The 20,500-nt window shown below is 60.8% G+C and carries 24 protein-coding genes and 4 tRNA genes; 11 read left to right on the plus strand and 17 right to left on the minus strand.

Features of this window, described 5'->3' with window-relative positions; all coding sequences use genetic code 11:
* Window positions 1-7: 7 nt before the first annotated feature.
* Window positions 8-1,306 (minus strand): extracellular solute-binding protein, encoded by a 1,299-nt coding sequence (locus ACT7DV_RS04545; RefSeq protein WP_444661085.1) that lies wholly within the window; start codon window positions 1,304-1,306, stop codon window positions 8-10.
* A gap of 223 nt (window positions 1,307-1,529) precedes the next feature.
* On the opposite strand from ACT7DV_RS04545, the gene ACT7DV_RS04550 reads away from it, so the two are divergent.
* A complete protein-coding gene (locus tag ACT7DV_RS04550) occupies window positions 1,530-2,603 on the plus strand; it encodes a LacI family DNA-binding transcriptional regulator (protein WP_444661086.1) in 1,074 nt (357 codons plus the stop codon).
* A 65-nt stretch (window positions 2,604-2,668) separates the two neighbouring features.
* On the opposite strand, the gene pyrE is transcribed toward ACT7DV_RS04550, so the two are convergent.
* Window positions 2,669-3,226: an orotate phosphoribosyltransferase gene (gene pyrE / locus ACT7DV_RS04555; protein WP_171919695.1), complete on the minus strand. Its 558-nt coding sequence runs from the start codon at window positions 3,224-3,226 to the stop codon at window positions 2,669-2,671.
* A gap of 39 nt (window positions 3,227-3,265) precedes the next feature.
* Here pyrE and ACT7DV_RS04560 point away from each other — a divergent pair, with 39 nt between their 5' ends.
* Together ACT7DV_RS04560 and nadE are read left to right on the plus strand one after the other, a co-directional pair.
* The gene (locus tag ACT7DV_RS04560; RefSeq protein ID WP_146277380.1) at window positions 3,266-3,703 is read left to right on the plus strand and encodes a MarR family winged helix-turn-helix transcriptional regulator; all 438 of its coding nucleotides are present in this window, start codon (window positions 3,266-3,268) and stop codon (window positions 3,701-3,703) included.
* A 99-nt stretch (window positions 3,704-3,802) separates the two neighbouring features.
* The gene (gene nadE, locus ACT7DV_RS04565; protein WP_444661087.1) at window positions 3,803-4,627 is read left to right on the plus strand and encodes an ammonia-dependent NAD(+) synthetase; all 825 of its coding nucleotides are present in this window, start codon (window positions 3,803-3,805) and stop codon (window positions 4,625-4,627) included.
* 3 nt (window positions 4,628-4,630) lie between these two features.
* On the opposite strand, the gene ACT7DV_RS04570 is transcribed toward nadE, so the two are convergent.
* From ACT7DV_RS04570 to ACT7DV_RS04585, 4 genes are all read right to left on the minus strand, one after another.
* Window positions 4,631-4,930, minus strand: coding sequence for a winged helix-turn-helix domain-containing protein (locus ACT7DV_RS04570; RefSeq protein WP_444661088.1), 300 nt, complete (start codon window positions 4,928-4,930; stop codon window positions 4,631-4,633).
* A complete protein-coding gene (locus ACT7DV_RS04575) occupies window positions 4,927-5,367 on the minus strand; it encodes a hypothetical protein (protein ID WP_444661089.1) in 441 nt (146 codons plus the stop codon). Before ACT7DV_RS04575 ends, ACT7DV_RS04570 begins: the two co-directional genes overlap by 4 nt.
* A complete protein-coding gene (locus ACT7DV_RS04580) occupies window positions 5,364-5,567 on the minus strand; it encodes a hypothetical protein (protein ID WP_444661090.1) in 204 nt (67 codons plus the stop codon). Before ACT7DV_RS04580 ends, ACT7DV_RS04575 begins: the two co-directional genes overlap by 4 nt.
* 111 nt (window positions 5,568-5,678) lie before the next feature.
* Entirely contained in the window at window positions 5,679-6,821 is a 1,143-nt protein-coding gene (locus ACT7DV_RS04585) for an acyl-CoA dehydrogenase family protein (RefSeq protein WP_444661091.1), read from the minus strand.
* Between the two features lie 72 nt (window positions 6,822-6,893).
* Here ACT7DV_RS04585 and ACT7DV_RS04590 point away from each other — a divergent pair, with 72 nt between their 5' ends.
* Window positions 6,894-7,397, plus strand: a complete 504-nt coding sequence (locus ACT7DV_RS04590; protein ID WP_060700301.1) for a MarR family winged helix-turn-helix transcriptional regulator — start codon at window positions 6,894-6,896, stop codon at window positions 7,395-7,397.
* Here ACT7DV_RS04590 and mmsB read toward each other — a convergent pair.
* Window positions 7,392-8,288, minus strand: coding sequence for a 3-hydroxyisobutyrate dehydrogenase (mmsB, locus tag ACT7DV_RS04595; protein ID WP_444661092.1), 897 nt, complete (start codon window positions 8,286-8,288; stop codon window positions 7,392-7,394). The two genes, ACT7DV_RS04590 and mmsB, sit on opposite strands and share 6 nt — an antisense overlap.
* Window positions 8,285-9,340, minus strand: coding sequence for a 3-hydroxyisobutyryl-CoA hydrolase (locus ACT7DV_RS04600; protein ID WP_444661093.1), 1,056 nt, complete (start codon window positions 9,338-9,340; stop codon window positions 8,285-8,287). Before ACT7DV_RS04600 ends, mmsB begins: the two co-directional genes overlap by 4 nt.
* Window positions 9,341-9,442: 102 nt before the next feature.
* Here ACT7DV_RS04600 and ACT7DV_RS04605 point away from each other — a divergent pair, with 102 nt between their 5' ends.
* Both ACT7DV_RS04605 and ACT7DV_RS04610 read left to right on the plus strand, forming a co-directional pair.
* Window positions 9,443-10,243, plus strand: a complete 801-nt coding sequence (locus tag ACT7DV_RS04605) for an exodeoxyribonuclease III (RefSeq protein WP_444661094.1) — start codon at window positions 9,443-9,445, stop codon at window positions 10,241-10,243.
* 2 nt (window positions 10,244-10,245) lie between these two features.
* Window positions 10,246-11,100, plus strand: a complete 855-nt coding sequence (locus tag ACT7DV_RS04610; protein ID WP_444661095.1) for a hypothetical protein — start codon at window positions 10,246-10,248, stop codon at window positions 11,098-11,100.
* 49 nt (window positions 11,101-11,149) lie between these two features.
* Here the strand turns inward: ACT7DV_RS04610 and ACT7DV_RS04615 are convergent.
* From ACT7DV_RS04615 to ACT7DV_RS04630, 4 genes are all read right to left on the minus strand, one after another.
* Window positions 11,150-11,226, minus strand: a tRNA-Asp gene (locus ACT7DV_RS04615).
* A gap of 60 nt (window positions 11,227-11,286) precedes the next feature.
* Window positions 11,287-11,359: transfer RNA gene (locus tag ACT7DV_RS04620), tRNA-Phe, on the minus strand.
* Between the two features lie 49 nt (window positions 11,360-11,408).
* Window positions 11,409-11,482: transfer RNA gene (locus ACT7DV_RS04625), tRNA-Asp, on the minus strand.
* Between the two features lie 57 nt (window positions 11,483-11,539).
* Window positions 11,540-11,612: transfer RNA gene (locus tag ACT7DV_RS04630), tRNA-Glu, on the minus strand.
* A gap of 133 nt (window positions 11,613-11,745) precedes the next feature.
* Here ACT7DV_RS04630 and ACT7DV_RS04635 point away from each other — a divergent pair.
* Complete coding sequence (locus ACT7DV_RS04635; protein ID WP_444661096.1) at window positions 11,746-12,117, plus strand: metallopeptidase family protein; 372 nt, start codon at window positions 11,746-11,748, stop codon at window positions 12,115-12,117.
* A gap of 539 nt (window positions 12,118-12,656) precedes the next feature.
* Complete coding sequence (locus tag ACT7DV_RS04640; protein ID WP_444661097.1) at window positions 12,657-14,321, plus strand: NlpC/P60 family protein; 1,665 nt, start codon at window positions 12,657-12,659, stop codon at window positions 14,319-14,321.
* 80 nt (window positions 14,322-14,401) lie between these two features.
* Here ACT7DV_RS04640 and ACT7DV_RS04645 read toward each other — a convergent pair whose 3' ends face one another.
* Entirely contained in the window at window positions 14,402-15,376 is a 975-nt protein-coding gene (locus ACT7DV_RS04645; RefSeq protein ID WP_444661098.1) for a universal stress protein, read from the minus strand.
* A 169-nt stretch (window positions 15,377-15,545) separates the two neighbouring features.
* On the opposite strand from ACT7DV_RS04645, the gene ACT7DV_RS04650 reads away from it, so the two are divergent.
* Together ACT7DV_RS04650 and ACT7DV_RS04655 are read left to right on the plus strand one after the other, a co-directional pair.
* On the plus strand, window positions 15,546-16,997 hold the full coding sequence (locus ACT7DV_RS04650) for an NCS2 family permease (RefSeq protein WP_444661099.1): 1,452 nt from the start codon (window positions 15,546-15,548) through the stop codon (window positions 16,995-16,997).
* Between the two features lie 91 nt (window positions 16,998-17,088).
* On the plus strand, window positions 17,089-17,598 hold the full coding sequence (locus tag ACT7DV_RS04655; protein ID WP_444661100.1) for a DUF2087 domain-containing protein: 510 nt from the start codon (window positions 17,089-17,091) through the stop codon (window positions 17,596-17,598).
* A 3-nt stretch (window positions 17,599-17,601) separates the two neighbouring features.
* Here ACT7DV_RS04655 and ACT7DV_RS04660 read toward each other — a convergent pair whose 3' ends face one another.
* A complete protein-coding gene (locus ACT7DV_RS04660) occupies window positions 17,602-18,435 on the minus strand; it encodes a spermidine synthase (RefSeq protein ID WP_444661101.1) in 834 nt (277 codons plus the stop codon).
* A complete protein-coding gene (locus ACT7DV_RS04665; RefSeq protein ID WP_444661102.1) occupies window positions 18,428-18,934 on the minus strand; it encodes a GNAT family N-acetyltransferase in 507 nt (168 codons plus the stop codon). Before ACT7DV_RS04665 ends, ACT7DV_RS04660 begins: the two co-directional genes overlap by 8 nt.
* 181 nt (window positions 18,935-19,115) lie before the next feature.
* Between ACT7DV_RS04665 and ACT7DV_RS04670 the strand changes: the two genes are divergently transcribed.
* On the plus strand, window positions 19,116-19,469 hold the full coding sequence (locus ACT7DV_RS04670) for a hypothetical protein (RefSeq protein WP_444661103.1): 354 nt from the start codon (window positions 19,116-19,118) through the stop codon (window positions 19,467-19,469).
* Window positions 19,470-19,485: 16 nt separating this feature from the next.
* Here ACT7DV_RS04670 and ACT7DV_RS04675 read toward each other — a convergent pair whose 3' ends face one another.
* Entirely contained in the window at window positions 19,486-20,175 is a 690-nt protein-coding gene (locus ACT7DV_RS04675; RefSeq protein WP_444661104.1) for an O-methyltransferase, read from the minus strand.
* On the minus strand, window positions 20,172-20,498 hold the full coding sequence (locus ACT7DV_RS04680; protein ID WP_444661105.1) for a thiamine-binding protein: 327 nt from the start codon (window positions 20,496-20,498) through the stop codon (window positions 20,172-20,174). Before ACT7DV_RS04680 ends, ACT7DV_RS04675 begins: the two co-directional genes overlap by 4 nt.
* Between the last annotated feature and the right edge of the window lie 2 nt (window positions 20,499-20,500).

Raw genomic sequence — 20,500 nt, forward strand, 5'->3', positions numbered from 1 at the left:
GCCAGGATCACTTCTCCTGGTCAGCGGCATCTTGACTGGCGTCAACGATCTTCTGCGCGTCGGACTTGCCAGCGAAGAGCAGGGCGATTTCATCGTTCATGGCGCCGCCGACGGAGGCACCGAAGGCGGTGTCGAAGTACAACTGGAAGTATGGCGCATAATCACGCACGTCCAGCATGGAAGCCAGGGCCGGATCAGCCACGGCGTCGACGGCTTTCGGGTTGGTGGGCAGGCCCATATCCAGTTCGGCGAATCCGCGCTGGACCTTTTCGGAGAGCATGTACTTGGCGAATTCCACGGCCGCATCCGGTGCGTCCTGGGCTACCGCCCAGGCATCGCCGCCACCGAGCTGCGCATCAGGATTGCCTGCACCGCCTTCAATGGCGGGGAAGGAGAACCAGCCGGTGTCCTTGCCCAGGCCCTTGCCGTCTTCGGTCAGTCCCTGCAAGATCCCTGGTTCCCAGTGTCCGGCCAGTTCCATGGCGGCCTTGCCGGTGGCCAGCAGGCCCGAGGCCGAGGTCGGTCCGGACTGTGCCGGGGTGGAGAGGAAGCCCGGGTTGAATGGCTCGGCCTTGATCAGCCGGTCCACATCCTCTCCGGCCTTCACGAAGCACTGGTCGCTGAAGTCGAGGTTGGCGACCGAGTCGGCCAAGGTCTGCTCGGCGCATTCGCGCACCGCGGCGTAGTACCAGTAGTGCGCTGCCGGCCATTTGTCGCCGGCTCCCACGGAGATCGGGGTGATGCCGGCGTCCTTGAGTTTCTTGCTCGCATCGAGCAGCTCCTGCCAGGTTTCCGGGGCCTTGACGATGCCGGCTTTTTTGAACAGGGCCTTGTTGTACCAGAAGCCTGCTGCTCCTAGCGAGTAGGGCAGGGCGTAGGTTTTGCCCTCGATCTGCCAGCCGCCGGCGGTATCGCCGAGGAAGCCGATTTCCTCGCTGGCCACGTCGCTGAGGTCTTTGGTCAGCCCGGCAGCCACGTGGGCGGCGAGTTCTCCACCGCCGCGTTCCATGTAGACATCCGGCGCATCCCCGCTTTGGAATGCGGCGTCGAGCTTGGTGAGCATGTCTTCGTGCTGCATGGCGTGGACTTCGATGTCCACGCCTTCGTGTTCCGCTTCAAAGTCCTTGGCGACCTTTTCGTAGTAGGCCTTGCCTTCGCCGTTGTTGGAGTTGTGCCACCAGGTCACAGTGGTGGTGCCGCCAGTGGATCCGCTGGCGTTGGAGGAACCGGAGGCGCATCCGGAGAAGAGCAGCGAGCCAGTGGCTGCCAGCGCCAGAAATTTTGCCGTGCGGGACGTGGATATCATGCGTGTGCTCCTGAGCAGTGGTGATGAAATGGCCCTGTCGGCAATGGCGCGGCAGGCACTTGGCTTCACCAAGAATTGCACTGTGACGCGCATCATGTCAATCGTTTTCGATAACGTTTTCGAAATCCTTGGCGAAAACGTTATCGAAAATTCGCTGCTGCCATGCCACAGGCCTGCAAACTCCGCTGTTTTCGCGGAAATATGCGCTACTGTTAGTCGAGTGATGAGCCCAGAGACCGAGAACACCGTGAATGCCACCCCCACATGGCTGCCCACGCCTGCCGAAAACCAGGTCGCCACCCGGGTCACCATCAACGACGTGGCCCGCGTCGCCGAGGTCTCGGTCTCCACGGTGTCCAAGGTGGTCAACGGACGCTACGGAGTCTCCCCCGCCACCATTGCCCGCGTTCACCAGGTCATCAACGAGCTCGGCTATGAGACCTCGCTGGTCGCTTCCTCCATGCGCAACTCGCGCACCAACATCATCGGCATCCTGGTCGCCGAATTCGAGCCCTTCGCCCTGGAGCTGTTGAACGGCATTTCCGCCACCTTGCGCGGCACCAAATACGACCTGATGGCCTACGCCGGCAACCTCAGCCCCGAAGGGCATATCGGGTGGGAGCGCCGCTCCCTCTCGCGCTTGGGCGGCACGCTGATCGACGGCGCCATCATCGTGACCCCCACCGTTGAGATCCCGCACAGCTCCGTCCCGGTGGTGGCCATCGACCCGCAAGCGGGCACCGATACGCCCATGACCGTGGACGTGGATAATTCCGGTGGCGCGCAAAGAGCCACCGAGCACCTGTTGGAATTAGGCCACCAGCGCATCGGGCATATCCGCGGCCGCGAAGACCTCAAATCGGCGCACCTGCGCGAGGCCGGCTACCGCCAAGCGCTGGAGAACGCCGGCATCGACTTCGATGAACAGCTCATCGAAGAAGGCGACTACCAGCACAAGTCCGCGGTGGCCGCCACCGTACGGCTCCTTGACCTGCCCCAGCCGCCCACCGCCATTTTCGCGGCCAATGACATCTCCGCCCTGGCCGCCTTGAGCGTGGCAACCGGCCGCGGACTGGCCGTGCCCGGCGACCTGTCGATCATCGGCTTCGATGATATCCCGGCCGCCGCGCAAAGCACCCCTGCCTTGAGCACCGTGCGCCAGCCCCTGCACGAAATGGGGGCTCACGCGGTGCGCCTGCTGCTCTCCCTGCTGGACGGCGAAGAAGCCAGCGCGCCGCAGCAGCTGCCCGCTGTACTGGTTCCCCGCGATACCACCGCGCCGCCGCGCGCCCGTTAAGGCAGGAAACCCGCCATCCCGGAAGATCCGGAATGGCGGGTGTCAGGCAGGAATATTCGCGCTGGCTACAGCCCCAGCTCATCCTTGCCGTAGGCGAACAGGTAAGGAACGCCAGCTTCTGCCTCGATGCGTTCCTTGGCGCCGGTATCGCGGTCAACGATCACAGCTACAGCGATCACATTGCCTCCGGCCTTGCGCACGCCTTCAACGGCGGTCAGCGCCGAGCCACCGGTGGTGGAAGTATCTTCCAGCACGATGACATCGCGTCCCTCGACGCTTGGCCCCTCGACCTGGCGGCCCATGCCGTAGGACTTCTGCGCCTTGCGAACCACGAAGGCATCCACGGCGCGATCATTGGCGCGCGCGGTGTGCATGATTGCGGTGCCCACCGGGTCTGCGCCCATGGTCAAGCCGCCAACGTTGGTGAACTCAAGCTTCGCTTCATCCAGCAGATCAAGCATGACTTCGCCCACCAGGCCCGAAGCCTCCTGATGCAGGGTGACTCGGCGCAAATCGATGTAGTAGTCAGCTTCCTTGCCGGAAGACAAGATGACCTTGCCGCGCACAATGGCAAGTTCTTGGATCAGTTCTTTTAGCCGCTCTCGGGCGCTGGTTTTGCTCATACTCTCGATTCTAGTCGGCATCATCGCTAGGCTGATTTTATGAACGCACAACGCCCCTTGGGATACTGGCTAAAATTGGTGGATTCGCTGATTGACGAGCAGTTTGCAGCGACCTTGGAAGAACACGGTGTGACACGCCGGCAGTGGCAGGTGCTCAACTTGCTGGAGCAGCAACCGGCCACCGAGGCGCAGCTGAATGCCGGGCTCTCGCCCTTCTTCGCTTCCGAGGATGAGCCGCAATCATTGAACGAGCATCTGGCCGAACTGGTGGAATCGGGCTGGGTCACCGTCCACGACGGCGAGTATTCGATCACCGACCGCGGCCACATCTCCCTGCTGAAGCTCAGCGAGCTGGTGGAAAAGATCCGCACGCAGTTCGGGCAAGATCTGGACGGCTCGGAATATGATGCGGTGGTGCAGACTCTGGAAAAGATTGCACGCAGCCTCGGCTGGGATCCGGAGCAAGCCCAGCAGTAGCCGGTTGCCGTTGCAGCGTATGTTGAGAACAGATTAATTTTCGAGGCAAACGCGGCCCCTGGCCTCCTATAGCCGTGCCGACTGCCTAGGATTGAAGACATGCGTGAATTGCAAGCAGAGATCATTGAAGAGCTGGGCGTACGCCCGGAAATCGACGCCGCGCAGGAGATCAGGCGTCGCGTCGATTTCCTCAAGGACTACCTCGCCGCGACCGGTGCCAAGGGCTTTGTGCTGGGGATTTCTGGCGGAATTGATTCCACCTTGGCCGGACGCCTGGCCCAGCTGGCGGTTCAGGAAGTGCGCGAAGCTTCAGGCGAGGCTCGCTTCGTTTCGGTACGCCTCCCGCACGGGGTGCAGCAAGATGCCGACGATGCCGCCGCGGCCATGGACTTCATTGCCGCCGATGAGCAGTTCGAGGTTAATATCGCCAAGCCGGTGGCTGCCCTGGATGAAGCGATCGCCGATGCCGGCCACCCGAAGATCAGCGACTTCAACCGCGGCAACGCAAAAGCCCGCACCCGCATGATCGTGCAGTACGCCATCGCAGGCGATCGCGGCATGCTGGTTTTGGGCACCGACCACGCCGCCGAATCGGTGACCGGCTTCTTCACCAAGTTTGGCGATGGAGGTGCTGACCTGCTGCCGCTGGCCGGCCTGAACAAGCGGCAAAACCAGGCCTTGCTGCGTGAATTGCAGGCTCCTGAATTGCTCTGGTCCAAGAAGCCCACCGCCGACCTGCTTGATGGCCAGCCACAGCGCGCCGACGAGGAAGAGCTCGGCCTGACCTACGATCAGATCGATGACTACCTCGAGGGGCGCGAAGTTGCCGAATCGGCCGCCGAGGCCATCGAGAAGCGCTTTGTGGCCTCGCGCCATAAGCGTGCGGTGCCGGCCACCTACTGGGATCAGTGGTGGCGCGCCTAGGGATTACATCAAACCGGTAATCTCTTTCAGCGCTTGAATATGTTGCGCAAAGGCCTTGCGCCCGGTCGAAGTGAGCTTCGCCCAGGTGCGGGGCCTTTTGCCTACATACCCTTTTTTGATCTGCACGTAGCCGCCAGCCTCAAGCGCGCTCAAATGCCGCGAAAGCACCGAATCGGAGACGCCAAGGGCTTCTTTCAGGGACTTGAAATCAGCCTCGTCCACGGCCTGCAGCGACCCCATGACCGACAGCCGCAGGGGGTTCGAGAAATCTCCATTCAGCCGATCCCGGGCATGGTCGCTCATCGCCGCACCATCGCAATTCCAGTCGCGCACAATGGCGCAGCAACCACAACGCCAATGAGCGCCATTGCCGGCCAATTCAGCGGTCCTGCACCAATCAATGCCACTGCCAGCGTGTAGAGCACCATGCTGGCAATAAATCCGCGCAGGTACATTTTCGAGTATCCCCTCGGAAGCGAACGGTAGAGCTTCCCATAGGCCAAGGACATCGCGAGAACGGCTACGGCAAACAGCACCATGATGACGATAAATCCGGCGAATTTCTCATCAGGGCGATAGATCTGCAAGAGCGCCGCGAGGCCGCCGATCAGCAGGCCCAGGGCTATGCAATAGGATCCCAGCAATCTGGCGCCGTACCCGGAGGCACGATCCATGCCCTGCTGTGCCTTGCCCAGCGCGGCCAATTGCTCTTCGGGGCCCAGTTCCTGTTCCGAGCTCATTTGCTGTCCAATGCCAGGGCCTTGCGCTGCCGCTGCGCAAACAACGAGGCCATTGTCATGGTGGTAACCGTGAAGATCCCCATGCCGATGAAAATCATGGCCTGTTGACCGGTGGCGTACGCGCTGAGTGCAAGAGCAAAAAAGGCCAATCCCGCCACGATGATCGCGGTGAGGTACCAAGTGCTGAACGTCGCTTTCATGATCCTGCTCCTTTGCCTGCGAACCTTCGAATACCCCAACACTGACAAGTACTTTCCGAAACGGAAAGTACTTGTTAGTGTTTTATTTGTTTTCGATCCGCTCAACGCCCGCTATACAAACGCGCTGATGCCTGTCAACGCCCGCCCAACAATGAGCGAATTGATTTCGTAGGTGCCTTCATAGGTGTGCAGGATTTCCACGTCGCAGAACACCTTGGCCATCTCAAAGTCGCTCACCACTCCATTTCCGCCCATTAATGCCCTGCCCAGCGCCGCGGATTCCCGTGCCAGCCGGGTGGCAGTGGACTTTGCCATGGCCGCATCAACCATCTGCAGATCTCCGCGCTCCTGCTTGCGGGCAATATCGCCCATCATCGACAGGCAGAGGCTCAAATTGCCGGCGATCTGCGCCAGCGACTGCTGTATCAGCTGGAAGGACGCAATGGGCTGACCAAATTGCTGTCGCTCAAGGGCGTAGGCCTGGCAGATATCCAGGGTTGCCATCATCGCGCCAACCGCCTGCCAGCCCACCCAGGCCCGGGATTGCATCAGCAACCCGTTGGCGGAGGCAAAACTGCTCGCCCCGGGAAGCTTGTTGGCCACCGGGATGCGCACCTGCTCAAAAGCGATGTCCGCATTTTGCATGATCCGCAGCCCGATTTTATGTTCAATCTTGGTGGCGGCGTAGCCCGGGCGGTCGGATTCCACAAGGTACGCGCCAAGATCTCCGGTGCCTTCGTCCTTGGCCCAGATCAGTGCGAAGTCGCTTATGGTTCCCATGCCGATCCAGCGCTTGGCTCCGGAAATAACGTATGCGTCCCCGTCGCGCCGGGCGGTGCATTGCACTCCCCCAGCGATATCAGAGCCGTGCTCGGGTTCGGTCAGGGCAAAGGCGCCGAAGGCTTCAAAGGCCATGAGCTTGGGCAGCCACAGGTCCCGCTGCTCCTGGGAACCAAGTTCATGAATCATCCCGACCACCAGCTCATTGTGGATGCCCACCACCGAGGACAGCGAGATATCCGCCCTGGCGATTTCCGCATGAATCAGGCCGCGCAGCAGGTGCGAGCATTCTTCTAATTGCATTCCGGCTAGTCCATGCTGCGCCAGCAGTGCCACCAGATCCTTGGGGAATTCTTCGCGGTTCCAGTAGCCGATGGACTGCTTGCGGATTTTGTCCTGCACCAGTTCTCGCACTTCCAGCAGGCGTTCATGTTCGTGATCGCCAAGCTGTTGCGCCACACCCAATAGGTCCATGGGGGTTCTCCTTCCAAACCTTAGGAAGTCCAAGTATATTGTTGGACTAGGTCTTCTTATGGGGGTATTCAAATGACTTCTCCGTTGCCACGCGACCCGATTGCCCAGGCCCGGGAACAGTGGATTTCACATGGATGGACAGCCCAAGCTGATTCCATGGCCGCGATTACCGCGGTAATGCGTACTGCGTCGATCTTCTTGCAGCGCGCCGATGCGATCCTCAAGCCGCACGGGCTGACCTTTGCGCGTTTTGAGGTCCTGGCCCTGCTGGGATTCTCCAAGCGGGGATCGCTGCCCATGAGCCAGGCCAGCGACCTGCTCCAGGTGCACGCCACCAGCCTGACCAACTCGGTAGACCGCTTGGAATCCACCGGCCTGGTGCGCCGCATTGCGCACCCGACCGATGGCCGCACCCGGCTGCTGGAACTCACCACTCAAGGGCAGAAGGTCCTCGGCGCGGCCCGGGACGATCTCAACGAGCAGCTTTTTGCCCAGAGCAAGCTCTCCGGCATGGACGCCATCGAGCTATTCGAAATCCTTGCCCGCTTTCGCAAGGCCTCCGGGGATTTCCTATAGCGATCCATCGCGAATGGCGTTGATGATGCCGGAGAAATCCGTTCCCGCATTGCCCTCGTCGCTGAACTTCCGATACAAGCCAGCTGCAAGGGAACCGAGCTGGGCATCTGTGGTGGTATGCTCCAACGCGCTGGTCGCCAGCCCAAGATCCTTGGCCATCAAGGCCGCGGCAAACCCTGGCTGATAATCCCGGTTTGCCGGCGAGGTCGGCACCGGACCAGGCACCGGGCAGTTGGTGGTCACCGCCCAGCATTGGCCTGAAGCCGAGGAAATCACGTCATAGAGCGCCTGATGCTCCAGGCCCAATCGCTCGCCGAGCACAAAGGCCTCGGCCGCCCCGATCATGGAGATGCCCAACAGCATGTTGTTGCAGACCTTGGCCGCCTGGCCTGCGCCATAGCCACCGCAGTGCACGATTCTCTTGCCCATGTGCTCAAGGACCGCGGTAATCTCTTCCAAGTCCTCACCCTGCGCGCCGAGCATAAAGGTCAAGGTCCCAGCTTCGGCGCCCACTACGCCGCCAGACACCGGGGCATCGGCGCTGCGGTGGCCAGCTGCCACCGCAAGCTCCGCGGCTTGCCGGGCCTGGGCAACATCGATGGTGGAGCATTCCAGAAACAGCGTATTGGGCTTGGCGCTTTTCAATAGATATTGCGCATAGGCGTCAAGAACATGCTGCCCGGAAGGGAACATGGTCAGCACTATGTCTACGTCGACGGCGGCTTCAGCGCCGTTGCCCACGGTTTCGATCCCGGCTTCCTGCGCGGCCTGCACCGCAGCAGGTACCACGTCGAATCCCTTCAGCTGATAGCCGGCACGATGCAGATTGATGGCCATCGGCAAACCCATATGGCCCAGACCCAAAAAGCCGATGACTGGCTTGTCGCTCATGATGTGCTCTTTTCTCCTTGGCTTGCACCCAGCAAGGCGTAGTTCAGTTCGGCACCCGGAAGCGGGCCGAGGTGCCGTTCGGTTCGTTGTTCATGGCTCATCCCGGGCAGCGATTCGACCCAGTGCGGCATCCGGTCTTTTTCGATCACCGCGGCCCGGACGCCTTCTGCGAAGTCCGGGTCATCCAGCCGATGCAATGCGGCCCGGAATTCCCGCTTGAGATCCGTGCGCAGATCATTGCCGGCCTGCCGCATGAGTTCACTGGTCAGCCGCACTGAACTGGGGCAAGCAGCACGAAGCGCTTCGGCCATCTCTTGCGCTCGAGGTGCATCGCTGCCTTGCAGCGAGAGAAGCACAGCGCGGAGATTGTCCTCGTCAAAGGCATGCACCCACGGCTCGTGCATGAAGCCCTGTGGCGGCCGTTCCGCATAGCGCTCGATAGCGATTTGGGCAGCCTCGGTTTCCAGCGCTGCCAGTAACGATGGCAGTTTTGCCTGCGGCACATAGCTGTCAGCCAGCCCAAGGAGGATGGCATCGGCCGCGCCAAATTTAGTTCCGGTCAATGCGGCCAGCCGTCCGGCTGCTCGCGGGGCCTTGCCCAGCAGATGCGTTCCGCCAACGTCAGGGAAGAATCCGATGCCGACTTCCGGCATGCCGCACTTGCTGGCATCGGTAACGATTCGATGGCTTCCGTGTGCAGAGATGCCGATTCCGCCACCGAGCACGATGCCGTCCATCAAGGCAACGTAGGGCTTGGGATACTCATTGATCAAAACGTTGAGCTGGTATTCGATACGCCAGAAGTTCTCGGAGGATCCGGTGCGCTCCTTGATGTCCTGGTATATGGCGACAATGTCGCCACCGGCGCATAGCCCGCGCTCCCCCGCGCCCTGGACGGCGACCTGGCTTATATCGGGGTCATCACGCCAACCGAGCAAGGCATCAAGAAATATCTGGCACATTTGAGTATTCAAAGCGTTGAGGGCTTTGGGTCGGTTAAGCGTGATGAGGCCTAAGTGGCCTCGACGTTCCGTCAGGATTTCAGGCAACATTGCCTCCTTGGAGTGATTGGCGTCACCTTCTGCACTCGAATATACTCGGACTTCCAAGTAAATTGAAGTGGCACAGGTCAGCAAACTTGATAGGTTGAACTTGTGAAGATTGCAACTTGGAATGTGAACTCGCTGCGAGCCCGCGCCGACCGTGTTGAGGACTGGCTGCGACGCACCGACGTAGATGTCCTGGCTATTCAGGAAACGAAATGCAAAGACGAGAATTTTCCGTGGGAATTGTTCGAGAACAATGACTACGAGGTAGCGCACTTTGGCGTTAACCAATGGAATGGCGTGGCCATCGCGTCACGTGTAGGCCTTGAAGATGTACAGCGCACCTTCCCGGGCCAGCCTGAATTCGGCAAGGGCGGCAAGAACCCGATTCAGGAGCCGCGCGCCCTGGCCGCGACCTGCGGCGGCGTTCGCATCTGGAGCTTGTACGTCCCCAACGGCCGGGCCCTGGACGATGAGCACATGGCCTACAAGCTGAATTGGCTCAACGAGCTCAAGGAACGCTCCGGGCAATGGCTGGCCGAGAACCCGGAGGCTCAGATCGCCCTGATGGGCGACTGGAATATCGCACCGAAGGATGAAGATGTCTGGGACATTGATTTCTTCCTGGAAAATAAGCTCACGCACGTTTCGGCTCCCGAGCGCGCGGCGTTCACCGCTTTTGAGGATCTGGGCTTCAGCGACGTCGTTCGCGGCTACACCGCGGGCCAGTACACCTACTGGGATTACACCCAGCTGCGCTTCCCCAAGGGCGAAGGCATGCGCATCGACTTCTCCTTGACCTCCCCCGCGCTCACCGCACGAGTCACCGCGGCAAGCATTGACCGCGAGGAACGCAAGGGCAAGGGCGCTAGCGACCACGCGCCGGTGATCGTGGAGCTCTCGGACTAACCATGACTTCCAAATTGACTGGGCCCACCAATGAGCTCACTTCGGCCACGGCGCACCTGCGTGTTTATGAACCGCTGGACACCTTTGAAGACTGGGCCCAGTCAATCATTCTGCGCACGCCACAGCGGACTGCCCAGCAATGGGACGAGTTTGAGAACGAACGCCTCTGGCAGCGCACCCTGCGCAGGGTTTCCGACCCCTTCCCGCACAATGAGCCAGAATTCTTCCGGGCCATCAAGACCCTGGACTATCAGGGCACGGAGCACACCCGCTACTGCCCAGGACAGTTGCAGGCGCGCAGCCTGCTAGCGGCCGAACAGGCTGAAGAAGCCATCCGGCCTGAAGTTTTCGACCTTCTCGTTCCGCCAGTTTCCCGGCAGGCTAATGCACAGCGCGTTAATCCCGACCGGCTCGCAGGAGATCTGACGCACCTTCACACCCGCACGTCTTCATGGGGCATTCCGCTGAGCTGGTTCGCCCTGTTCCGCGAGGATGACGAGCATGAAGTGATCCATGAGGGCGACCGCCTGAAGACCGTGCGCATGTACATTGGCTTCGATCAGGCAGTGGAACGACTTGCGTGGGCAGTCCAGACCTTGGTGACCCACGCGCCGCAGTCGCAGCTCTTCGAGGAGCTGGGCGCCCTGGGCAGCTGGCTGGAGACCTTTGATAGCCGTGCAGTGATTGAGCTGGACTACGGGCTGCTGGCTGAAATAGTTTGGCCCGACGATTCAGCCGGTGATCTCCTGGATGGCTTGCAGGCATTGGATGACGGGGATATGACTGGAGCCGCTGCGGCCTATCGCAGGCTGAGCAACCGCTGGCTCGGTCCACGCCATTTGGGACGCGCCAATTAATTAACAGCGGATACAGCAAATGCTCCGGAAAACCGGAGCATCTGTTTATTGGCGACCCTGACGGGACTTGAACCCGCGACCTCCGCCGTGACAGGGCGGCGCGCTAACCAACTGCGCTACAGGGCCTAGTGTGTTGAATTACTTTCAATACACACAGTAAAACCCTCGGTAAACCGAGGGCCTGCGTGGCTCCGACCGGCGTCGATCCGGTGACCTTTCGATTTTCAGTCGAACGCTCTACCAACTGAGCTACAGAGCCTGGTACCACTAAGTGGACACCAAATTTACTAATAGATTAGTAAATCGAGCGACCCTGACGGGACTTGAACCCGCGACCTCCGCCGTGACAGGGCGGCGCGCTAACCAACTGCGCTACAGGGCCTTGCTTTCGCAAGCCAATGGATTTTATCCATCTGACAACTAATGAATTAGTTGTTTGTACCCCCAACGGGATTCGAACCCGTGCCGCCGCCGTGAAAGGGCGGTGTCCTAGGCCGCTAGACGATGGGGGCCTAAGTCGCTTCGGTTTCTTGCGTCTCCGTAGCGGACTCCAATAACTATACGTGGGGTTTTTTGATTTCGCAAAATCGGCTCCCGAGCCGTTTTTTCGATGCCAATTCCGAGGTTCGCAACTAGGCTGAAAACATGGCTTTAGAGATGAGTGATGACGAGTTTGAACAGCTGGTTGAGCAGGCGATCGACGCCATTCCAAAGGCAGCTTTCGCCATGATGGATAACGTCATTTTCTTTATCGAAGACGAATACTCCCCTCGGCCAGGCGAGCCAAAAAACATTGAAATTCTGGGGCAATACGAGGGCGTCGCCCTTACCGAAAGGGACTTGGGCTGGAGCGCAGGCGCACTTCCCGACCAGATTACGATCTTCAAAAATCCGACTCTTCGAGCCTGCAAAACCCGGGAAGATGTCGTTCGCGAAATAGGCGTCACGGTCATGCACGAGGTGGCCCACCACTTTGGAATCGATGACCACAGATTGCATGCTTTGGGGTGGTCCTGAGCCCAAATTCGCCAAAACATCTTTTGAGATCTGCCTCACAAATTTTCCCGAATCCGGTGGCCAGAGGGGATTGCAAAGAGAGTCAGAACACATTGGATCTTCCCGTGCAAGAGCAGCTCCTCCCCGATCTTCGGAGAACGCCGTTCCGAGCTCTCCGAAAACCCTCCCTTTTAAAGGCGGCTTTTTGGTGGCGGAATTCGGATCAGCTTTGCCACAGCCCTTCTAGCGCATCCGCAGCGTTACCGAAGCTTCATGATGCGAGCATTCAGATAACACTTTCCTGCAGGCCTCTAAAAAAATTTCCAAGGTTTCTTTCAGGAAAATCCGCCCGCACTGCCTTGCGTTCCCGCAGATCACACCCCATAACCGCAAGTAAATTACACGTTTGGGATTCATGTGACTGATGTGAACAGTGTTGCCAAGGATGTTGCAGTTGGCCTAATGTGCTATTTGGAGCCTTGTCCTATTCGTGACCTTTCCTCCTCAGGAAGTCACGGTTTGAACGCTCCATGTCATCCATGAACTTAGTGAGGAACGATATGGCTACTCGCCACACGCTCGGTGTTGCTGCTAGCACACTGGCCTTAGCAGCATCCTGCCTTGCAGGTGCCTTGCCCGCGTCCGCATCTACTTCAGCTACGTTCCCAGCATCTGTCTCCATAGCAGCTGCACCAAGCACTTCGGCTCTGCCAACGGATGCAGAAATCCAAGAAGCCAAGAAGAGCAAAGACTCCACGAACGCCATGATCGCTCGCATCGAGGCTTCCCTGGCTTCAAGCCGCGCTGAACTGCAACGGGTTGAAACCGAAGCTGCCGAGGCGCAGGAATCCCTGCTTTCCGCTGGTGAAGAGCGCGACCAGCGCACTGCCGAAGCCGAGAAGGCCGTCAAGCAGCTCGATTACGCAAAGACCTATCTAGCCCAGAGCCGCAAGGACCTGGGCGCTATCGCCTCGGACATCTACCGCAATGGCGCTGGCACCTCCACTTTGGGCCTCCTGCTGGATGACAACAAGGAAGGCGACCTCTTCTACAAGGCCGCCACCATCGACGCACTGAGCGAACAGCAGGTCCAGTCGGTCAACACCGCCTCCGAGGCAGAAGCACTAGTTTCAGCCTGGCAGGAATATGCTGACGCGGCCCAGAGCGCAGCCGAAGATGCAGCAGCCAACTACGACTCGGCTGCTGCCACCGCCAACAGCACCCTCAACACCTACGAATCAGCCGTGGAGCCAGAGAAGAAGCTCCGCAATGAGCTCATCGGCAACCTCGCTGCCCTGCAGCAGAAGGAAGAAGCTGAAGTTCGCAAGGCAGTAGAGAAAAAGGAAGCCCAGGAACAGGAAGCAGCCCTCGAAGCGGCCATCGCTACCGAAGACACCACCGAGGTTCCTGCAGAAAAGCCTGCGGCAATTAAGCCACTGGCAGTAGCTGAGCCCCAGGAACTGGAACCTACCGATTCCGACGATGAGCCAACGATCAAGCCAAAAGCAGTTGACCTCGAAACCCTGACTCCAACGGCAGTGCCAAAGCCTCCTAAGGCCGAGCCAACCAAGACTGCCGAGCCACAGCCGGAACCAACCAAGACCGCTGAGCCCAAGCCAACCAAGAGCGCGGAACCGAAGCCGACTCCGAAGCCTGAGCCAAAGCCGACCAAGACCGCGGAGCCAAAGCCGACCAAAACGGCTGAGCCTAAACCAACGCCGAAGCCTGAGCCCAAGCCGACCAAGACCGCGGAGCCCAAGCCGACTCCAACGCCGAAGCCGACCCCTAAGCCAACTCCAAAGCCTGAGCCAACCAAGACCGCGGAGCCACAGCCGGAGCCGGACACTGGCCGCAGCTACTCGGCCGCCATCGCCTGGGCCTTGAAGACCGCTGACGATCCAAGCAAGTACTACGTCTACGGCGGCAACGGCCCTAACGCCTTTGACTGCTCGAGCTTCTCGCAGCGCGCCTTCAGCCAGTCGGGCATCAGCCTGCCACGCACCTCGACCCAGCAGTTCTTCAGCGCACCGCAGTATGTGTCGCTGAGCAACCTGCGCCCGGGCGACCTGGTGTTCTCCTCTTCCAACGGCGGATCCTCGTTCTATCACGTAGCCATCTACATCGGGAACGGCAATGTCGTCCACGCCCGCAACCCAAGTGTCGGCATTTCGGTGACGCCATTGAGCTGGGTCAACAACCTGTACTCAAAGGCAGCTCGCTACTAGAAGCAGCCGCCGAATAGCGGAAGGCCACGCACCCGATGGGTGCGTGGCCTTCCGCTATTCGGCTTCGGCAGTGGCCGCAGCTACTGCTCCTGGGCTCGGGTATCGAAGTTCTTGCGATCGTCCAGCCGCGGATCCTCGGAATCGGGAACCACCATGACCGGACCCTTGGAGTGGTGCAGCACGCCCTGCGAAGTGGACCCCAGCAGCATGCCGGTGAATCCACCGCGGCCTCGCGAACCGGTCACGGTCAACACCGCATGCTCGGACTCGCGGATCAGCACCTCGACCGGAGGCCCGGAGACCACGTCGGTTTCCATCTTCAGCTCAGGGTAGTGCGAACGCAGCCACTTCGTGCCCACGCCCATCTGATAGCGGACATCTTCGAGCACCGCTTCCTGGTCAATGGTCGCCGGCATCCATGCCAGCGCCGCACCCACCGGTGGCACCGCGCAGATCAGGCGCAGCGTCAGATCGCTGGCCATCGCCGCGTCAGCGGCCGCGAGCACCGCGGAGCGAGCCCGGTCAGAACCATCCACGCCAACCACAATGCACTTGCGATCAGCGGCCACATCTCCGGTGGCGTCCTGCTCCTTGGACATGCATAAAGGCACGACCACGGTCGGGCACTTGGAGTGGGCTGGCAGGGCCGAGGACACGGAGCCGAGCAGGCGGCCCACAAAACCGCCACGTCCACGGGTACCGACCACGACCAGCTCAGCGTCCTGGCTCAAATCCAGGAGCACCCCGGCCGGGTCCCCCGACTCGATGTACGTGCGGATCTGCGCCGCACTGCCTTCAAGGTCGATCCGCGCCTGGCGCACGATTTCTTCGGCGCCACCGCGAATCAGGTCATCATCCAGGGTCGAATAGCCGGCATCCATGGAGGATGCGGCAAAGACCGGGATGGTGTAGGCAGACACGATATTCAGCACGCTGCCGCGGCGCACCGCCTCGCGTTCGGCCCAGCGCAGCGCGCACTTGCTTTGCTGCGAACCGTCGACACCGACAACAATTCCTTCGATCTTTTCTGCTGCGACTGGCGCTTCGTCACTCATCTGAATCGCTCCTTCATAGTCTCAGATCAACATGGGTGTGATTTCCCTTACCTCCAATGTACTTGCTTTGATAGTTCTTGGTGTGAGTTGGGTCTAAAGATTTTTGATTGCGCCTAGTTAGCCGTGAATTAGGTATCATTCCGCAACTAAAACGACATAGAATTTTTGCATGTCCTCCTCCACAAACACCGCGTCCGGGACTTCTATGGCCGCGCGCATCGACCGATACTTCAAGATTTCGGAACGGCGTTCAACGTTCTCCACCGAAGTTCGCGGCGGCATCGCCACATTCTTCGCGATGAGCTACATCGTCGTCCTCAACCCGCTGGTGCTCTCCGGCGCCGACTCCTCGGGCGGTGAGCTGGGCATCCAGCGCGTTGCCGCTGTGACCGCTTTCGTGGCTGGCATCCTGACCATCCTCATGGGCATTTGGGCCCGCCATCCCTTTGCCATGGCCACCGGCCTGGGCGTCAATGCTTTTGTGGCCATCACCGTAGCCACCAACCCGGAACTGACCTGGGCCGACGTCATGGGACTGGTGCTCATCGCCGGTGTGGTCATGTTCGTCCTGGTGCTCACCGGCTTCAGAACCGCGGTGTTCAACGCCGTTCCGGCCGGGCTGAAAACGGCCATCGTGGTGGGCATCGGCATGTTCATTGCCTTGATCGGCCTGGTGAACGCCGGGTTCGTGCAGCGCATCCCGGATGCAGCGAATACCACCGTGCCGGTGGGGCTGGGCTTTGACGGCGAGCTGATGGGCTGGCCAATCCTGGTCTTCATCATCGGCCTGCTGCTGACCATGGCACTGGTGGTGCGCAAGGTCAAGGGGGCGATCCTGATCGGCATCGTCGTCTCCGCCATCCTGGCCAACATCCTCGAAGCCGTCTTCCACATCGGCGAATTCGAGACCGGCGGCTGGTCCCTGGTAGTTCCATCCCTGCCGGAGTGGACCCTGCCCGACCTCTCGTTGATCGGCCAGGTGAGCATCTTCGGCGCGTTCAGCAAGATCGGCTTCACCGCGGCATCGCTGCTGGCCTTCGTCATCCTGCTCTCGATTTTCTTCGACGCCATGGGCACCATGGTAGGCCTGGCCTCCGAAGCCGGCACCATGGACGAGAACGGGCAGATCCCCGACGTGGACAAGGTGCTGATGGTTGATGCAGCCGGCGCCATCGTAGGCGGCGGAACCTCCAGCTCCTCGGCCCAGATCTTCGTGGAGTCCGGTGCCGGCATCGGCGAAGGCGCACGCACCGGCCTGGCCTCGGTGGTCACCGGCCTGCTGATGATCGTCGCGATGTTCCTGAGCCCGCTGATCTACCTGGTGCCTTTCGAGGCTGTGGCTCCGGCCCTGGTGGTCGTTGGCTTCATGATGATCACCCAGGTCTCCAAGATCGACTGGAACGACTGGGGCATTGCGCTGCCAGCCTTCCTGACCTTCACCCTGATGCCGTTCACCTATTCGATCGCCAACGGCATCGGCGCCGGCTTCATCTCCTACGTGTTCATCCGCGCCACCCAGGGCCGCGCCAAGGAAATCCACCCGCTGATGTGGGTTGTCTCCGCGGCCTTCGTGCTGTTCTTCGGCATCGGCCTGATCGAAATGTGGGTCGGGGTCAAGTAATCCCGCGCTTCGTGCTGCAGCCCGCCATGGCCTGTCCATGGCGGGCTGTTGTGCACCTTCATCCAGGTGCCTATTGGCTAGGATAAAGAGCATGAGCGAAGAGCACCCGATTGCCGGGCAATGGATCCAAGTCGCTGCCGGGTTGAAGAATCCGGGCATGCGCCAGCTGCTCGGGGCAGTGCTTGCCGGAACCGGGATGCCCGCAGAGCCCAGTAAGTCCCAGCTCAAGGACCTGGCGCGCTGGGAAAAGATCGGCTTGCTCCGCCATGACGGGGAAAGCTGGCAGGTCAACGAACGGCTGCTGGAGCGGACCCTGTCTTCGGCGAGCGCGCAGAAGGCCGATCGCAGCGGCATCCAGCGCTTTTTCGACGGTCCCCGCCTGGCGGCTCTTCCGGCCAAGCCCGGGGACCGGCACGAGGTGCTGGTGCATATCCGCGACGCGGTCATCAGCCCGGCGGAGCAGCTGCGCGAAGAGCAGCTGAACGAGCGGCTGCGGGTCTTCCACCCCGATACCGCCCTGCTGCGCCGCTATATGGTCGATCATGCCCTGCTGCTGCGCGCAGCCGATGGCTCCAGCTACCGGATCGGTTCCGAAGCCTAGGGCCTAGACCTGGGGAAGGATCGGGCTGGCCCCCGCGGCAAAGCGCTGCACCGAAGCCCCGGACACCAGTTGCGCTGGCAGCGGGGCGGTGCGCAGGTTGCGCTCAAAAGCGGCGCCGAGCGTGAGCGGCTCATCGCTGGCGAGGAAGACGATATTGCCGTAGCGCCGGCCCTTGAGCATCGGCGGGTCGGCAATCATGGCCACGTGCTCGAAAACTTCAAGCAGGGTGGCTGCTTCGGCCTTGGCCCCGGCCAGATCGGCGGTGTCCCCGCAGTTCATGATGTACACCCCGCCGCCGTCCAGCACCCGCTGGGCATGGCGGGCATAGTCCACCGTGGTCAGTTCGCGCGGGGTGGTGCTTCCGGCAAAAACGTCGCGGATGATCACGTCGCGGCTATCATCGCTCAAGGTGGGCAGCACCTGGCCGGCATCGCCCACGCGCAGCCGCACCAGCGGCGCACGGGGCACGTCGAACGAGGTGCGCACCAGTTCCGCCAGCTTGGCATCCAGTTCCACTACTACCTGGCGGGCGTTCTCGTAGCTTGCCGCGACCCAGCGGGCCATGGAGCAGCCGCCTCCGCCCAGATGCAGCACACGCAGCTTGCGGGCGCGCCCGTCGAAGTCGCTGGCCGGGAAACCGCAGGTGAAAATCGGTTCCATCCAGCGCATGTACTCGAAGTCGAGGTACGTCGGATCATCCAGGTCCACGTGCGAGGACGGGACGCCGTTGACCTTCAGGATGTAGCGGTTGCCGCCATAGGGGTCGGCCTCGATCATGGCGCTTCCGGTATCAATGGGGAATTCGCCAAGCAACGAGTCCCCGGTGTCCCTAGCCATGTGCGCGCACCATCCGTCGTTCTACGAGTCCTTGCCAGGTGCCTACCAGTGCTTCGGTGGTTCCATCGGCGGTGAACCCTTGTTTTTCAAAAAATGCCTGCGCCCGGTGGTTGCCTTCCAGCACCCAGACCAGGGCGTCGCGCTGCCCGAGCACCACTTGCATCAGGTGGGCGCCCAGTCCGCTGCCGTAGTACTGCTCGAGCACGTAGAGCATGCCCAGCTCAATATCGACGCCGGCATCCTGGTCTTCATCGATGCTCGGGGTTGCCCCGGCCAAGCCGATGATCGTCCCCTGGGGGTCTTCGGCGATGAAAAACTGCGCGCCGGAGGCCAGCCCGCGTTCCCACCACGCAACCTGCCCGTCGAGCTCTTGCTCATGATGGGCGAAAAAGGATGGTTCGCGCAGTCCGGCATAGGCTTCGCGCCAGCATTGCAGCTTCATCTCCAGCGCCTTGCGCACGTCATTCTCGGTCGCCATGCGGATTCGGTAGTCGTTCATATGTGGCACATTTATACCCTACGGCAGTGCCCTGGCCTATTTCAGCCAACGCTCCCTGAGCCCCTCCTACTTAAGTAGGATTGCAGACAGTCCAAGTGTTTGAAAAAATACTAGTCGAGGCTCAATCCACCGGGAGCAGAAAAAGAGGCAAGGTTTGCATCAAAATACGAAGTACGCGTGTTTGACTGCAGGACTTGTCGGCTCGCTCACCCTGGCCATCAGCCTCTCTGCGACGCTGTGGGTGATCCTGCTCGGATCCATCATCCTCGCCGCCGGATTCAGCCTCTTGTCCAAGCTGGAGCGATTGTGGGGCCCAGCCACCCCGGAACATTACTACTACATCATCCCGATGCTGGTGGGCCCGGTCGTCGCCGGCCTGGTTCGCAATACCGAATACGCGCTGTGGGTGGGAGCCCCGGTGTCCGTGATCTGTGCGCTCGCGGTGCATTACCTGATCATCAAGTCCCCGCCGTTCAGGCATGACCCTGATGAAGAATTCGACCGCGAGTTCCACGATCACCACTCAGCGCGCTAGCCATGGGCTTTTGCCCCTACAGCACCCGCGCGAGCGCGAATCCGTCCCAGCCCTTGGAGCCCAGCGTCTGCAAAGCGGTCACCGAGATCCGCGGATGATCGCGCAGCCACAGCAGCGACTCCTGGACTCCGCGCACGTCGGCTTCCTGGCTGCCCAGTTGGCCCGGATCATCCAAGATGGCGCCACCACGCACCACATTGTCCACGACCAGCACCGTGCCCGGATGCGAGAGCTTCAGCGCACGCTCCAAATAGACCACGTTGTTGCGCTTGTCGGCATCGATGAAGATCAGGTCAAAGGCTTCGCTGCGCTTGGCAATCAAGGTGTCCAGGGCTCCGCGGGCGGCTCCCAGCTTGATTTCCACCCGGTCCGCGAGCCCGGAGCGTTCCAAATTCTCCCGGGCTACTGAGGCGTGCAACGGCTCGAATTCGCAGGTGATCACCTTGCCGGCCGAACCGACACCGAGGGCCAGCCAGCTGGTCGAATAGCCGCCGAGCGTGCCAATCTCCAAGACCCTCCGGGCGCCGATCATCTCTGCGAGCAGCTGCAGGAATTTGCCCTGGCCCGCGCTGACTTCAATGGGCGGCAAGCCGGCGGCTCGGCCGTGCTCGCGCCCTTTCTCCAGGGACTCGACCTGGAGACCGAGGGATTCTTCCAGATATTGCTCAACCGCACCGGCCTCGCGGTCAGTTGAATGGTGAATCATGACGATGCACTCCCCTCACTATCCTTAATTGCCTGCTCCAGCCGCTGGATCTTTCCATCCAGTTCACCTTCGCGTCCAGGACGGATATCGGCTTTGATGACCAGCGAAATGCGCGAGCCAAAGGGCGCTACGGCCTCGGTGGCCCGTTTGACGACGTCGAAAACCTCATCCCATTCGCCTTCGATTTCGGTGAACATGGAACTGGTGCGGTTGGGCAGCCCGGAATCGCGCACGACTCTCACGGCTTCGGCGACGGCGTCATGCACCGATCCGTCGGGCTTGCTGCCAGTACCGGATGGGGCTACAGAAAAAGCTACGATCATGC

The organism is Glutamicibacter sp. TV12E, assembly GCF_052441935.1.
Taxonomy (GTDB): domain Bacteria; phylum Actinomycetota; class Actinomycetes; order Actinomycetales; family Micrococcaceae; genus Glutamicibacter.

Excerpts from the sequence above, each read along its gene's own strand:
- ACT7DV_RS04680 (WP_444661105.1), bottom strand. The coding sequence starts at position 20,498 with ATGATCGTAGCTTTTTCTGTAGCCCCATCCGGTACTGGCAGCAAGCCC.
- ACT7DV_RS04650 (WP_444661099.1), top strand. The coding sequence starts at position 15,546 with ATGTCCTCCTCCACAAACACCGCGTCCGGGACTTCTATGGCCGCGCGC.
- ACT7DV_RS04585 (WP_444661091.1), bottom strand. The coding sequence starts at position 6,821 with ATGGACCTATTGGGTGTGGCGCAACAGCTTGGCGATCACGAACATGAA.
- ACT7DV_RS04545 (WP_444661085.1), bottom strand. The coding sequence starts at position 1,306 with ATGATATCCACGTCCCGCACGGCAAAATTTCTGGCGCTGGCAGCCACT.
- ACT7DV_RS04655 (WP_444661100.1), top strand. The coding sequence starts at position 17,089 with ATGAGCGAAGAGCACCCGATTGCCGGGCAATGGATCCAAGTCGCTGCC.
- nadE (WP_444661087.1), top strand. The coding sequence starts at position 3,803 with ATGCGTGAATTGCAAGCAGAGATCATTGAAGAGCTGGGCGTACGCCCG.
- ACT7DV_RS04560 (WP_146277380.1), top strand. The coding sequence starts at position 3,266 with ATGAACGCACAACGCCCCTTGGGATACTGGCTAAAATTGGTGGATTCG.
- ACT7DV_RS04635 (WP_444661096.1), top strand. The coding sequence starts at position 11,746 with ATGGCTTTAGAGATGAGTGATGACGAGTTTGAACAGCTGGTTGAGCAG.
- ACT7DV_RS04590 (WP_060700301.1), top strand. The coding sequence starts at position 6,894 with ATGACTTCTCCGTTGCCACGCGACCCGATTGCCCAGGCCCGGGAACAG.
- ACT7DV_RS04550 (WP_444661086.1), top strand. The coding sequence starts at position 1,530 with ATGAGCCCAGAGACCGAGAACACCGTGAATGCCACCCCCACATGGCTG.
- ACT7DV_RS04575 (WP_444661089.1), bottom strand. The coding sequence starts at position 5,367 with ATGAGCTCGGAACAGGAACTGGGCCCCGAAGAGCAATTGGCCGCGCTG.
- ACT7DV_RS04665 (WP_444661102.1), bottom strand. The coding sequence starts at position 18,934 with ATGAACGACTACCGAATCCGCATGGCGACCGAGAATGACGTGCGCAAG.
- ACT7DV_RS04570 (WP_444661088.1), bottom strand. The coding sequence starts at position 4,930 with ATGAGCGACCATGCCCGGGATCGGCTGAATGGAGATTTCTCGAACCCC.
- ACT7DV_RS04660 (WP_444661101.1), bottom strand. The coding sequence starts at position 18,435 with ATGGCTAGGGACACCGGGGACTCGTTGCTTGGCGAATTCCCCATTGAT.
- ACT7DV_RS04600 (WP_444661093.1), bottom strand. The coding sequence starts at position 9,340 with ATGTTGCCTGAAATCCTGACGGAACGTCGAGGCCACTTAGGCCTCATC.
- ACT7DV_RS04580 (WP_444661090.1), bottom strand. The coding sequence starts at position 5,567 with ATGAAAGCGACGTTCAGCACTTGGTACCTCACCGCGATCATCGTGGCG.
- mmsB (WP_444661092.1), bottom strand. The coding sequence starts at position 8,288 with ATGAGCGACAAGCCAGTCATCGGCTTTTTGGGTCTGGGCCATATGGGT.
- ACT7DV_RS04610 (WP_444661095.1), top strand. The coding sequence starts at position 10,246 with ATGACTTCCAAATTGACTGGGCCCACCAATGAGCTCACTTCGGCCACG.
- ACT7DV_RS04640 (WP_444661097.1), top strand. The coding sequence starts at position 12,657 with ATGGCTACTCGCCACACGCTCGGTGTTGCTGCTAGCACACTGGCCTTA.
- ACT7DV_RS04675 (WP_444661104.1), bottom strand. The coding sequence starts at position 20,175 with ATGATTCACCATTCAACTGACCGCGAGGCCGGTGCGGTTGAGCAATAT.
- ACT7DV_RS04645 (WP_444661098.1), bottom strand. The coding sequence starts at position 15,376 with ATGAGTGACGAAGCGCCAGTCGCAGCAGAAAAGATCGAAGGAATTGTT.
- pyrE (WP_171919695.1), bottom strand. The coding sequence starts at position 3,226 with ATGAGCAAAACCAGCGCCCGAGAGCGGCTAAAAGAACTGATCCAAGAA.